Annotated in this window: 15 protein-coding genes; 3 read left to right on the top strand and 12 right to left on the bottom strand. The window is 68.0% G+C overall.

Features of this window, described 5'->3' with window-relative positions; genetic code table 11:
• The first annotated feature begins 80 nt into the window (after positions 1-80).
• Complete coding sequence (locus ACVOMH_RS00825; protein ID WP_054659610.1) at positions 81-452, top strand: DUF423 domain-containing protein; 372 nt, start codon at positions 81-83, stop codon at positions 450-452.
• A gap of 613 nt (positions 453-1065) precedes the next feature.
• Here the strand turns inward: ACVOMH_RS00825 and ACVOMH_RS00820 are convergent.
• Genes ACVOMH_RS00820 through ACVOMH_RS00790 form a run of 7 tightly spaced genes read right to left on the bottom strand, consistent with a single transcriptional unit; the run spans position 1066 to position 5292 of the window.
• Positions 1066-1875: a M15 family metallopeptidase gene (locus tag ACVOMH_RS00820; protein WP_481550735.1), complete on the bottom strand. Its 810-nt coding sequence runs from the start codon at positions 1873-1875 to the stop codon at positions 1066-1068.
• Positions 1876-1884: 9 nt separating this feature from the next.
• Entirely contained in the window at positions 1885-2454 is a 570-nt protein-coding gene (locus ACVOMH_RS00815) for a PH domain-containing protein (RefSeq protein ID WP_481550734.1), read from the bottom strand.
• Positions 2451-3743, bottom strand: coding sequence for an alpha/beta hydrolase (locus ACVOMH_RS00810; RefSeq protein ID WP_481550733.1), 1293 nt, complete (start codon positions 3741-3743; stop codon positions 2451-2453). Before ACVOMH_RS00810 ends, ACVOMH_RS00815 begins: the two co-directional genes overlap by 4 nt.
• Positions 3743-3925, bottom strand: a complete 183-nt coding sequence (locus ACVOMH_RS00805) for a DUF4177 domain-containing protein (RefSeq protein ID WP_054660372.1) — start codon at positions 3923-3925, stop codon at positions 3743-3745. The genes ACVOMH_RS00810 and ACVOMH_RS00805 overlap by 1 nt, the downstream gene beginning before the upstream one ends.
• Entirely contained in the window at positions 3922-4107 is a 186-nt protein-coding gene (locus tag ACVOMH_RS00800; protein WP_054660374.1) for a type II toxin-antitoxin system antitoxin, read from the bottom strand. Before ACVOMH_RS00800 ends, ACVOMH_RS00805 begins: the two co-directional genes overlap by 4 nt.
• Positions 4104-4388, bottom strand: a complete 285-nt coding sequence (locus ACVOMH_RS00795; RefSeq protein WP_481550732.1) for a hypothetical protein — start codon at positions 4386-4388, stop codon at positions 4104-4106. Before ACVOMH_RS00795 ends, ACVOMH_RS00800 begins: the two co-directional genes overlap by 4 nt.
• Before the next feature lie 22 nt (positions 4389-4410).
• A complete protein-coding gene (locus tag ACVOMH_RS00790; protein WP_481550731.1) occupies positions 4411-5292 on the bottom strand; it encodes an SPFH domain-containing protein in 882 nt (293 codons plus the stop codon).
• A 270-nt stretch (positions 5293-5562) separates the two neighbouring features.
• Here ACVOMH_RS00790 and purT point away from each other — a divergent pair, with 270 nt between their 5' ends.
• Positions 5563-6750, top strand: coding sequence for a formate-dependent phosphoribosylglycinamide formyltransferase (gene purT / locus ACVOMH_RS00785; protein ID WP_481550730.1), 1188 nt, complete (start codon positions 5563-5565; stop codon positions 6748-6750).
• A gap of 67 nt (positions 6751-6817) precedes the next feature.
• On the opposite strand, the gene ACVOMH_RS00780 is transcribed toward purT, so the two are convergent.
• Positions 6818-8023, bottom strand: a complete 1206-nt coding sequence (locus ACVOMH_RS00780; RefSeq protein ID WP_481550729.1) for an endonuclease/exonuclease/phosphatase family protein — start codon at positions 8021-8023, stop codon at positions 6818-6820.
• Between the two features lie 37 nt (positions 8024-8060).
• Positions 8061-8816: an arginyltransferase gene (locus tag ACVOMH_RS00775; RefSeq protein WP_481550728.1), complete on the bottom strand. Its 756-nt coding sequence runs from the start codon at positions 8814-8816 to the stop codon at positions 8061-8063.
• Positions 8817-8967: 151 nt separating this feature from the next.
• Here ACVOMH_RS00775 and ACVOMH_RS00770 point away from each other — a divergent pair, with 151 nt between their 5' ends.
• Positions 8968-9534 (top strand): EF-hand domain-containing protein, encoded by a 567-nt coding sequence (locus ACVOMH_RS00770; RefSeq protein ID WP_481550727.1) that lies wholly within the window; start codon positions 8968-8970, stop codon positions 9532-9534.
• Positions 9535-9638: 104 nt separating this feature from the next.
• Here ACVOMH_RS00770 and ACVOMH_RS00765 read toward each other — a convergent pair whose 3' ends face one another.
• Genes ACVOMH_RS00765 through tesB form a run of 3 tightly spaced genes read right to left on the bottom strand, consistent with a single transcriptional unit; the run spans position 9639 to position 12308 of the window.
• Positions 9639-10838, bottom strand: coding sequence for an RNA polymerase sigma factor (locus ACVOMH_RS00765; RefSeq protein ID WP_481550726.1), 1200 nt, complete (start codon positions 10836-10838; stop codon positions 9639-9641).
• Between the two features lie 60 nt (positions 10839-10898).
• Complete coding sequence (locus ACVOMH_RS00760; protein ID WP_481550725.1) at positions 10899-11408, bottom strand: putative signal transducing protein; 510 nt, start codon at positions 11406-11408, stop codon at positions 10899-10901.
• A 3-nt stretch (positions 11409-11411) separates the two neighbouring features.
• Positions 11412-12308, bottom strand: a complete 897-nt coding sequence (gene tesB, locus ACVOMH_RS00755; protein WP_054660821.1) for an acyl-CoA thioesterase II — start codon at positions 12306-12308, stop codon at positions 11412-11414.
• Between the last annotated feature and the right edge of the window lie 31 nt (positions 12309-12339).

Raw genomic sequence — 12339 nt, 5'->3', positions numbered from 1 at the left:
CTGATCTGCCCTGAAACGCGCCGCTTCTTGCGGCGCGTTTTTTTTTAGCCGCGCCAAGGCGCAAGTGGAGAAGTGGAATGATGCTGGGGCTGGAACGACGTGCGCGCAAATCTTCTTTCCTGGCGTTCAGTGGCGGGCTGCTGGCGGCGCTGGCCATCGGTCTTTCGGCCTACGCGTCACATGGGCTCAATGAGCCACTGGCGCAGTCGAACCTCAACACTGCCGCGCTGTACCTGTTCGGGCATGGCGCAGTGCTGGCGATACTCGGCCCGGCCTCGCTGAACACCCTGGGGCGAAGTGCGCTGTACGTGCTGCTGCTGGGGGTGCTGCTATTTTCCGGCAGTCTGGCCGCCGGGGTGCTGGCGGGCTGGACGACGCGGCTGGCGCCCGCGGGCGGCATGTTGCTGATGGGCGGCTGGGTGCTGCTGGCCATTGCCGCGCTGCGGCGCTGACGTCAGGTCCCGCCGTCGACGCGGGTTCGACCCCGGCCTTGCGCATCCCCATCCGCTGCGTGATCACCGCGCTGGAGTCGGGATCAGGCGACTGGGGCCGATCCGCGGCGGCCAAGGCTGGGCGGTGGCGATGCTGCCGATGTTCCCGCTGGGCCGGACCGATATCCTGCCCATCGACGGCCATGGCATCGGCAAGAAAGTGCAACGGGTGGACGGGAGCGCAGCGCCGCCCACGTCGCCCACGCCGCGCGCACTGCCGGCCCGGGGCGAGCGCCGGGGCCTGGATCGCAGCTGGGCCATCCGGTCCCTGTGGCGGATAGCCGATTTCCCCGAAGCCTCACGTGCGGAAACCGGTCGTTTGCAGGCGTCAGCGCGATCGGCAGCGCCAACGGCCCGCGCGCCGGTTCCTGGCAACGAGCGAGTCTGCATGCTGGCGGCAGACGATGCGGCGGATGGGCGCGGCGACGGCGGGCGGGTTCCTGCCCGTCGCTTACCCCGCAAAACGGAGGACGCTGGCGCCTGCGAACAGGGCGGGCGATATCGCTGGTGGTCATCGCCACTGCCGGCGTGGCACGCCGGCGCGAGGCCCGTGCGGGCGACGCCCAGAGGTCGCTCAGGGAATGATGCGGCGGAAGCACCAGTGCCAAGGCTCGTAGACGATGCCGTGCGGGTTATCGTGCGGATAGCTCATGTGGAATCCGAAGTCGCCGGCCCGTCTCTGCAGCCAGCTGAAGGCGGCGGTGTGTTCGAACGACTCCTCGGCCGCCGGCGCGTCCGGAGCGCTGATGTCCAGCGCGTTGCCGCCATGGTGTTCACTGTAACCGGGCGCGGCATTGACGGTGAGGATCTGCGCCACGTCCAGGCCGCGCGCCAGCTTGCGTTCAAAAATGCCGAGCTGGTAGGCATGGCTGCGGTAGCCGGAGATCGCCTCCAGTGCGATGCCGTCAAGGGAGGCGGTGTGCTGCATGCGCTGCCAGGCACGGCTGGCGCCACGGGTCAGCCACAGTGGCCGGCGGTAGCGGTCGAATCCGGCCAGATGCAGGTGCGCCGGTTCGGCGATCAGCCACAGGCCGGTGTGGCTGGCGTAGCCGGTACTGTGCAGGCCGAGCTGGTCCAGACGCTGCTGCAGCTGGTGCAGCGGAAGTTCGCCCTCCGGTGGCGGCACACGGGCCGGGGTTGCCAGCGTGGCATCCAGTGCCGCCATTGCCGGTTCGATGCCGGGCTCCGCCTGCAGGCGGCTGACCAGCGGCATCAGCCCATGCGGCAGTTGCACCGCCAGATAGCGGCCATCGCGCTTGCGGCGCAGCACGTGACTTGCCTGTGACAGCAGGCGGGCATCGTGGTTGCTGCGCGCCCGCAGCAGGCCACCGGGCCAGATCTCGATATCGGGCGTGTTGATCAGGAGGCGGGGGACATTGCGCATGGGGGCAGCTTAGGCGCGGGGCAGGTTGTCGGCCAGCCGTTTGAGTTCCTCCAGCAGGGCGCGCGGCTGCTCCGGGCTGAGCAGCACGCTGCTGCCATCGCGCAGGGGCAGCACCAGTACTCGGTGGTTGTCGGTGATCAGGCAGAAGCCCTTGTTGCCGTCCTTCATCCGGAAGTGGCCGGCGCGAAAGCCGGGCATCTGGAAACCGTTGGTTTTCAGGGCGGGTTTGAAGTCCGGGTTCTCGTCGAAGTCGACCACGCGGGCGCGGTCCAGTCGCATGGCACTGATCGGCACCTGCTTGCTGTACAGCGTGCTGGCGATCTTCAGCCGCCTTACATCCAGCTGCAGATGACGCCGCCGGTAGGCCAGGGTCAAGCCGGCAGTGATCAGTGGCAGAACCAGCAACGGGCCCCAAGAGGCGAACGCGGCGGTGACGGGGGGCTTGCCTGCGAACAGCTGGATCAGCGGGTTGATGCAGATCACCAGCAGCACGGGACCCCACAGCCATAGCAGGGACGTCGCCGCCGGTGCGGCCAGCGGGATGGACTGCACTGGAATCGATGGGGTCTGCGGTCTCATGGCCGGGTCTTGATCCACCGCGCGACGTCGCCGATCAGCACCTGCTCCACATGGCCGGGCCGGGAGTATTCCTCCAGTGAGCTTTTGCCTTCGCCGGTGATACCCAGATGGTTGAGCGCGGGGTAATGCCGGAACTGGTAGCGCTCCCCTTGCAGTCCCTGGTTCCAGCGCTGCCAGTCGGCATCGATCACCTGGAAGTCGCGGCCGCCCTGCAGCAGCAACACCGGCAGGGCGGTGCTGCGGACATCGGCAACGGGGTCCACCTGTTCCAGTTGCTGCCAGAAGCGCCCGGGCAGGTTCATCAACGTGGCATCCGGATCGCGGCGGACGGTGGCGATCGCGGCTGTCAGCGCGTCCAGCTGCGCCTGTTCGGCAGTGCTGATGCTGCCGTCCAGCCCGGCCATGTAGCGGTTCTGTTCGGCCAGCAGATCGAGGATCGGCCGCGCCGGCGCGGCAAGCAGCACCAGACCGGCGATCTTGCCGCTGGCGTTGGCGATGCGGCCGGCCAGCAGGCCGCCCTGGCTGTGGCCGAGCACATAGATGTGGTCGGGATCGATCCGCGGGCTGCCAGCCAGCGCCGCCACGGCGGCGACGGCATCGTCGGTGGTCTCATCATCGATGCTGAAAGTGCCGTTGAACTCCTGTGGTCGCGCATAAGTGCGTTTGTCGTAGCGCAGTACAGCGATGCCCTGCGCGGCCAGGCCGCGGGCGAGATCCAGGAACGGGCGGTTCGGACCGATGGTCTCGTCGCGGTCCTGCTGGCCGGAGCCATGGACCAGTACCACCGCCGGGAACGGGCCCGGGCCCTTGGGCAGTGCCAGCGTGCCGGGCAGGGCGGCTTTGGCGCTATGCGGGGCCGGCACGCTGAAAGCCTGTTCGCTGAAACCGGCATCGGCGGCCGGGGCGGCGGCGGGCGGTGGCGCCGCCGGTTGCACCAGAAAGCCGGTGATCCGGTCGTCTTCGTCGAATGCGATCCGCGCCTGCAGCTGGCCGTTGGCGTAGTCCAGCGGGACGATGACGATGCGATAGCCGCTTTCCTCGCTGGTGCGGGCCTCGCCGCGCTTGCCGGCGGCCCCCAGCTGCGCGGTCAGCGATTCCCATACCGCCTTGAGCCTGTCGGCCGGAACCGCGTCCTTCATCTGCGGCGAGAACATCGCCTCGGCGGTGCTGTACCGGCCGGCATCGAGCTGGTCGAGCAGGCGCGTGGCCAACGCGGCCGGGTCCGCGGCAAAGGCGGTGCTGGAGAAGGCGAGCAGCGTGCCCGCAATCCACGCGTTGAGCCTGGTCATCACTGCTCCTTCTTGAACACCAGCGTGGGCGAGGAAGTGGTGGGCAGGGCATGGACCACATTCACCAGCTCCCACCCCTGGCGCCCATGCTTGTCCAGCTGCTCCTGCAGGCTCTCGGGCTTGAACGTGCCCCACATGCTGGTTTCGGCTTTGACGACCAGATACTTCCACTGCTTGCTCATGACTCCTCCTTGTTCGAATCATCCGGTGCGGGGCGGGGCAGGCGCCCGGCCTTGCGCAGGGCGTCGCGGATCACGTACTCGATCTGCGCGTTGAGACTGCGCAGCTCGTCGTCGGCCCACCGCTGGGCAGCCGCCAGGACTTCGGCGTTGATGCGCAGCGGATAGGCCTTCTTCTCGCTCACGGGCGTGGCGCTCCATTGCTGCCGCGGCGCAGGTGCATCACCAGCGAGATGCCCAGCGCATTGACCGCGATCACCAGCCCGACGATCACTCCGTAGGCGATGGTCTGCTGGTCGCCGGCCAGGTGGAGACCAATGCCGCCGACAAACAGGCACAGCGCGATCAGCGCCCAGCGCAGGCCGATGCCGCGGGCGTGGGCGGTGCCGGGGCGTTCGCTCCACACCGCGAAGCACAGCGCCGGAATGCCGGTGGCGGCGATGATCAGGGGGGCGAAGACATTCACTGCGGTCACCTCAGGATGTTGTTCAGTACAGCGAGCCGGCGTTGACGATCGGCTGGGTGCCACGATCCGAGCACAGCACGGTGAGCAGGTTGCCGACCATCTGCGCCTTGCGTTCCTCGTCCAGCTGCACCACGGCATTTTTCTGCAGTTCCAGCAGGGCCATTTCGACCATGCCCACCGCGCCGGCCACGATCTGCGTGCGGGCGGCGATCACCGCGCTGGCCTGCTGCCGCTGCAGCATCGCCTGGGCGATTTCCGGGGCGTAGGCCAGGTGGCTGATGCGGGCGTCCAGCACCTGCACGCCGGCATCGGCCAGACGCTCGGCCAACTCGTTTTTCAGGTGCTGGGAGATCTCGGCGGCATGGCTGCGCAGCGCGAGCTGGCCAGCGGTGTGCTGGTCGTACGGATAGCTGGTGGCCATCGCGCGCAGCGCCGATTCGGACTGGATATGCACGAAACTTTCGTAGTCGTCGACGTTGTAGACCGCCTCGGAGGCGTCCACGACCTGCCAGACGATGACCGCGGCGATCTCGATCGGCGAGCCGTCCAGCTCGTTGACCTTGAGCTTGCCGCTCTCGAAATTGCGCACGCGCTGGCTGATCTTGCGCTTGGTGAAGAAGGGGTTGTTCCAGCGCAGGCCGTTGTCCTTGACCGTGCCGACGTACTTGCCGAACAGGCTCAGCACCGCGGCCTGGTTGGGCTGCACCATGTACAGGCCGCAGCTCAGGAAGAGGCCCAGGCTCACCAGTACGATGCCGGCCAGTACCAGCAGGCCACCGCCACCCGCGCCGGATTTGGTCAGTACCACGGCGAAAATGATGGCGGCCGCGCCCGCCAGCATCAGCGCGAGTGTGCCGAGCAGGGTGGGAATGCCGGACAGGGAACCGATCGACTTCTCTTTCATGGCACATCTTCCGTGGTAGTTGGATGGGAAGATATCAAATTGATATCAACATGCAAGTGGGGGCCGGTGGCGGGCGGGCGCAGTGCTGCTCCAGCGGGACCGGGTTTCGCGCGGGCCTGGGTCTGGGCCAACGGCCGCGGTTTCTGTTGCCGCTGCTGATGGGCTGTCGGACGCCTCGGGCAGCGGCGCGGGGAACGGCTCGCCGGGGGCGGTTTCCGCCCGGGTTGCCTAGAATGTGCACCCTCTTTCGCGCTTTCCCGGAACCGTCTGATGATCACCCTTGGTACCCCGCTGTCTCCGTCCGCCACCCGCGTCCTGCTGCTCGGTTCCGGCGAACTGGGCAAGGAAGTGGCCATCGAGCTGCAGCGCTTCGGGGTGGAGGTCATCGCCGCCGACCGCTACGCCAACGCGCCGGCGATGCAGGTGGCGCACCGCAGCCATGTCATCGACATGCTCGACCCGGTCGCGCTGAAGGCGCTGATCGCCAAGGAGCAGCCGCATCTGGTGGTGCCGGAGATCGAGGCCATCCATACCGAAACCCTGGTGCAGCTGGAAGCCGCGCAGGGCCTGCGGGTGATCCCGACCGCGCGGGCCGCGCGCCTGACCATGGACCGCGAAGGCATCCGCCGGCTGGCGGCCGAAACCCTGGGCCTGCCGACCTCGCCGTACCGCTTCGTCGATACCGAGGCCGAGTACCGCGAGGCGGTGGCCGCGATCGGCCTGCCGTGCGTGGTCAAGCCGGTGATGTCGTCCTCGGGCAAGGGCCAGAGCACGCTGCGCAGCGAGGCCGATATCGGCCCGGCCTGGGACTACGCGCAGACCGGCGGCCGCGCCGGTGCCGGCCGCTGCATCGTCGAAGGCTTCATCGATTTCGATTACGAGATCACCCTGCTGACCGTGCGCCATGCGGGGGGCACCGCGTTCTGCGATCCGGTCGGGCATCTGCAGAAGGATGGCGATTACCGCGAGAGCTGGCAGCCGCAGGCGATGTCGGCCAGGGCGCTGGAGAGTGCGCAGCAGATCGCCCGTGCCATCACCGACGATCTGGGCGGCTGGGGCCTGTTCGGCGTGGAGTTGTTCGTGAAGGGCGACGCGGTGTGGTTCAGCGAGGTCTCCCCACGCCCGCACGACACCGGGCTGGTGACCCTGATGTCGCAGGAGCTGAGCGAATTCGCGCTGCACGCACGCGCCATTCTCGGCCTGCCGATCCCGACCATCCGCCACTACGGGGCGTCGGCCTCCTGCGCGTTGCTGGCACAGGGCCATGGCGTTCCGTTCTTCAGCAATGTGGCCGAAGCACTGGTCCATCCGGATTCGGCACTGCGCCTGTTCGGCAAGCCGGTGGTGGAAGGCCAGCGCCGGGTCGGTGTGACTCTGGCGCGCGCGGCGGATGTGGAGCAGGCGCGTGCGATCGCGCGGGATGCCGCAGCGGCCATCGGCATCGAGTTGCGCAGCTGAGCACACACCGCAGCGCAATGAAAAACGCCGGCGATTGCCGGCGTTTTTTGTTCAGGGTGGAGGCGGGTCAGCGCACGTCGACCCAGACCAGGTGATGGTCGCTGCCATCGGCGATCTTCGCCTCGTGACGGTCACTGGCCGGCCAGAACACGCCGCTGCCCACGTGCTGGAATCCGGTCGAGGGCAGCACGTAGTCCAGCCGCATTGTGCCCGAGCGCGGGCCGAAATCGCCGGTGGCATGCTGTGGCGCGCCGTGGCGGAGCAGGCCCTTGCCGGCATACCTCAGTCCGGTCTCCTCGGCGCCCTTGCTGCTGGGCGTGGGGTAGCGCAGCACGCGCGGATGTTCGAGCAGTTCGAGGATGCCCTCGTGCCGGCCATCGCCATCGACCGGGTCATTGTTGAGGTCACCGACGATCACAAAGCGCGCGTCGCCGGCCAGACCGCCGCAGCGGTGCTGGTCATCGCACAGCCACGGCTTGTCGCCGCCATCCAGATATTCCTTCCACAGCCGCAGTTCGTCGTGGTTGCGGGCGGCGTTGCGCTTCTCCTTGCCATCGAACACCGGCGGAGTCGGGTGCGAGGCCAGCACGTGCACGGTGCCCAGCGGGGTCTTCACCGGCACATCCCAGTGGGACTTGGACGACAGCCGCAGCTGTGACCAGACCGTATCGTTCCAGAACGGGGCGCCGCTTTCCGGATCGACCGGGCGCAGTGCGCCGGGCATCGTGCTCCACTTCAACAGCTGGAAAGTGCGTACCGCCGCCGCGTCGATCGGGTACCGGGACAGCACCAGCATGCCGTACTGGCCCGGGTGCAGGCCGTAGCCCCAGGCATCGTTGCCGCGGTCGCGGCCGGTGCCGCCGATCTCGCCGTTGTTGTCCAGATCCAGTCCGCTGGGCACGCCGGTGTTGACCGGGGCCAGGTAGCGGTAGGCGTAGTGCAGTGGCTGGCCGCCGCCAGGCTGGGCGACTTCCAGATAGCGCTGCTGGAACAGGTCGGCCGCACGGTGGGCCTCGTCGAAATCGAACTCGTTGAGCAGCACCAGATCCGGGCGGGTCTGCTGCAGCACCGCGGCGATCTTGCGCGCATGCGCGCTGTCGCCCTGCAACTGGCGGATCAGTCCGCCGGTTTCATCCGAATACAGCGAGGTGTTGTAGGTGGCCAGGCGCAACTGGCTGGCGGAGGTGTCGGGCATCGCGGATGTCCGCTCGTCGGTTTGTGCGCAGGCGCTGCACAGCAGGGCAGCGGCGGCGATCAGGGCATGGGCTTTCATGCCGCTATTGTGTACCGGTTGAGGTGTCAGGCGTTTGTCAGGGGCTGTCCGGCAACGCGCCGAAATCGACCCAGCGCCGGCCGTCATAGGCTTCCAGCGGCTGGTAGCGGCGCTTGTAGTCCATCTTGCGGTGGCCGCGGATCCAGTAGCCCAGGTACAGGTGGGGCAGCGATTCGCGCTGTGCCCAGGCGATCTGCTGGAGGATCGCGTAGGTGCCCAGGCTGCGCGCCTGCTCGTCCGGGTCGAAGAAGGTATAGACCGCCGACAGCCCCTGCTCGGTGACATCGGTGACCGCCACCGCCAGCAGGCGTCCGCGCTGATCGTCGATCCGGGCGGCACGGATTTCCAGGAACCGGCTGTGCGGCCAGCTGCCGATCAGGAACTGGTCGAACTCGTGCGGACCGTGGTTGTCCATGCCGCCGTTGGCATGCCGCTGGCCCAGATAGCGCTGGTACAGCGCGAACTGTTCCTCGGTACGTTCGGCCGGCACCACCCGGCATTCCAGATCCGCATTGCGTGCCAGGCAGCGGCGCTGGCTGCGGTCGGCCAGGAAACGTTCTGCCGGAATTCGTACCGGCACACAGGCGTGGCAGTGGGCGCAGTGCGGGCGGTAGACCAGATCCCCGGAACGGCGAAAGCCCCAGCCCAGCGCGGTCGGATACAGCGCCCCGAGCCGGGCGTCCTGCGGGTCCAGCACCAGGTCGCGGGCCTGCCGGTCCGGCCAGTAGCCGCAGGGGTGCTCTCCTGTCTGGAACAGGCGTAGCTCTTCGTTCGGGTTGCCTTGCAGTGCCATGTCCACAGCATAGCCGCCAGCGGTCGCAAATCCTGCGCCTGTCTGAGTGATGAATACGGCCCGGTTCGCGGTCAACGGCGCAGGCCGCCGCGCGTTGACAGTAACGAGGACGCACTGTCGCGTCCGTTCCACCACCCCAGGGAGTCATACCATGACCCGACGCAAGCCCCTTCTCCTGCTGGCCACGTTGCTGGCAACCTCCGTGACCGGCCTGGCCGTGGCCGCCAGTCCGGCCCCGTCCAAGCCGATGGCACCGCGGATGGATGCCAACGGCGACGGCGTGATTGATCGGCAGGAGGCCGCCGCGCATCCGCGTCTGGCCCAGCGTTTCGACGCGCTGGACAAAAACAAGGACGGCAAGCTGGCCCGCGATGAGATGCCGGCACCCCGCCATGGCATGCGCCACGGCCGTCATCATGGCGGTCGCGATGGCGGCTTCATGATGCGTGGCATGGATGCGGACAATGACGGGCGTATCAGCGCCGCCGAGTACCGCGCCCACTTCGACAAGCTGGATGTCAACAAGGACGGTTACATCGACCAGGCCGATCGCGTGGCCCGGGCCGAGCAGCGTCGCGCCGAATGGTTTGCCAAGGCCGATACCGACAAGGACGGCAAGCTGAGCCCGGCCGAGCTGGAGGCGGCGCGCAAGGATGGCCCGCGTGGCGGGCATGGCGCGCATCGCGCAATGCCTTCGCATACGCCGGCGGCGAAGTAGGTACTGGCCAAGCAACCAACGACAACACCCCCGCTGGACTCAGCGGGGGTGTTGCGTGTGTGGCGTTCAACCTTGCCGGAAATGCAGCAGCTGCGTGCGCTGGCTTACTTGGTCAGCAGTGAGAACAACACCGCCCCCACCGTGAACACGGTGGCGCTGACCATTGCGGTGCGGCCGAACATGCTGCGATAGACCCAGCTGGGTCCAGTGCGGCCATGACGGGCCGCATCGCGTGCCAGCATGGGTGCCATCACCCGCGGCAGGGTGACCAGGTACTGGTAGTTCAACGCGATCATGCCGGCTGCCATGATGCCCAGGCCTGTCGCCAGCCCCAGGTTCAGCACCACCACGGCCAGAATGCTGCCGCAGAACAGCACGGTGGTCACGTTGTGCAGGCGCAGGAAGCGACGGACCCGTTCGCGCTCGTCGGCGGTCTCGGCATAACGAAGCAGGTACAGGCTGGCAATACACGCCGTGAGCATGCCGATGCCGATGCCGACGGCGATCAGCCAGAGGTCGTGCGGGTTGTGCATCAAGCTGGTGGCGACGGCACCGATCGAGCCTCCGGCGGCGCCGCCGCTGACGGTGTTGGCGCCCAGTCCGCCGGCCCCGAGCTTGCCGGCGCCCGCCATGCTGCCGATGGCAATGGCGCTGGCGGTGCCGGGCGCCGCCAACATCACCGCCGAACTGACGACTGCCGCGAACGCCGTACCCGGCGCACTGGCGCGGGCGAATTCGCCAAAACGCCTGAGCATCTCCCCGCGCACGCTGGCGCGGGCGCGGGACAGGCGTTTGCGCACGGCCGCATCGCTCAGGCCCAGCAGCAGCGCGACCTGCTGCGAGCTCTGGCCTTCGCGGTAGAACAGCAGCAGGGTTTCGCGGCTGTCCTCGGGCAGCGCGGAAATGATCTCCGCCGCCGCCAGCTCCTCCTCCACCCGCATCAGTACGTCGGCGCCATTGGGCGAGGGGTCGGCGGCCATGCCGATGGCGATCTCGGCCGCCTCACCGCTGAGCGGGCGGTTGCGGTTGGCGCGCAGCCAGTCACGGGCAAGATTGCGGGTGATCTGCCGCAGCCATGGCAGGAAGCTGGAGGTGTTGCTGAGCTGGTTGAGCTGCTGCCAGGCCTTGATGAAGGCTTCCTGGGCGATGTCCTCGCTGGCGTGCACGTCACGGGTGATCGCCAGCGCGATCGCCGTCACCGTGTTCTGGCAGACCGCCACGATGCGCCCATAGGACTGCATGCAGCCATTGCGGGCGGCAGGCAGGTCGCGTTGCAGGGTGGCTTCCAGCTGTGCGGTGGTCATCGGCGGCTCCGGTGGATGATGCAAGGCATGACGGACGCCGGCGCCGGATGTGACCGCGGCTCAGTTGCGCGGGGGCTGCGCGCTGGGCTGGATGCGCACACGGACCTCGTCGGTCCGGTCCTGCGCCGGTGCGGCCGGCTGTGTCTGTGGCGCGGGCGCGGCGACCACCGGTTCCGGGGCGCTGCGGTGGCGCAGCACCATCATCAGGATCACCGCGGCAATGACCGCCATCAGGATGAAGCGGATGCGCCAGGCCCAGCTGCGACCGTTGCCGGTGGCCGCCGGGGGGGCGCTGAAGGCGTACTCGGCGGTGGGATGGTCGCGGCGGGTGGTGTCCAGCAGGCGTGCCTCGCGCAGTATCTCGCGCGCCCGCGGCTGGTCATTGGCATGCACCACCCACACCGACGGCAGATTGCCGGCGCTGGTCCTGTCCAGATAGCTGAACTGGCCCCGACGCTTGCTCTGGTACGAGCGGCCGTTGGTGACGCGCACTTCGATACCGGCATCGCGCAGCATCTGCGCCACGCCCTCGGCGTTCTCGACCCGCTGACTGCTGAAAATCTTGCGCATGGTTCAGCCCTTGCTCGTTTCGTTGGCATCCGGCGTGACCCGGATCAGGCCTTCCTGCGCGGTGCTGGCCACCAGCACCCCGTCGCGGGTGAAGAACTGGCCGCGCGCCAGGCCGCGCGAATCCTGCGCGCTGGGGCTGTCCAGCGAATACAGCAGCCACTGGTCCACGCGGAACGGACGGTGGAACCAGATCGCGTGGTCCAGCGAGGCCATCTGCACATGCGGCTGGTAGTAGCTGATGCCGTGCGGGAAAGTGGCCGTGCCCAGCAGGTGGAAATCCGAGGCGTAGGCCAGCAACGCCTGGTGCAGTTCCGGCGCATCGCCGACCGGTTCGGTCAGGCGCAGCCACACCTGGTGATAGGGCGGGCGCTTAGGCGGATTGAGCTCGTCACGCGGGTAGACATGGCGGAACTCGAACGGGCCGCCGCGCGAGAGCCAGCGCTGCACCTTCACCGGCAACCGCTCCAGCACCTCGGCCGGCAACGGGCGGTTGGGCTCGATGTCCTCCGGTTGCGGCACCTCGGGCATCTTGTGCTGGTGCTCGGCGCCGGTTTCGGCCTGCTGGAACGAGGCCGCGCAGAAGAAGATCACCTTGCCGTGCTGGATCGCGGTGACCCGGCGCACCGAGAAGCTGCCGCCGTCGCGGGTGCGGTCCACGTCATAGACGATGGGGTGGTCGATGTTGCCGGCCCGCAGGAAGTAGGCGTGCAGCGAATGCACATGGCGGCCGTTGTCGACCGTGGCCTGGGCGGCGGCCAGCGCCTGGCCCAGCACCTGCCCGCCGAACACGTATTTGGTGCCGATATCGCGGCTCTGGCCACGGAACAGGTTGTCCTCCAGCCGCTCCAGCGACAGCAGGTCAATCAGTTCGGATACCACGGGTTCGGCGTTGGCGGACAAGACGGCGACCTTCAATTCGACAGGCCGCGAT

The organism is Stenotrophomonas sp. STEN013 (assembly GCF_056760355.1).
Note: the sequence above shows the minus strand (reverse complement) of the source record. Positions and strands in the feature narration are given on the sequence as shown.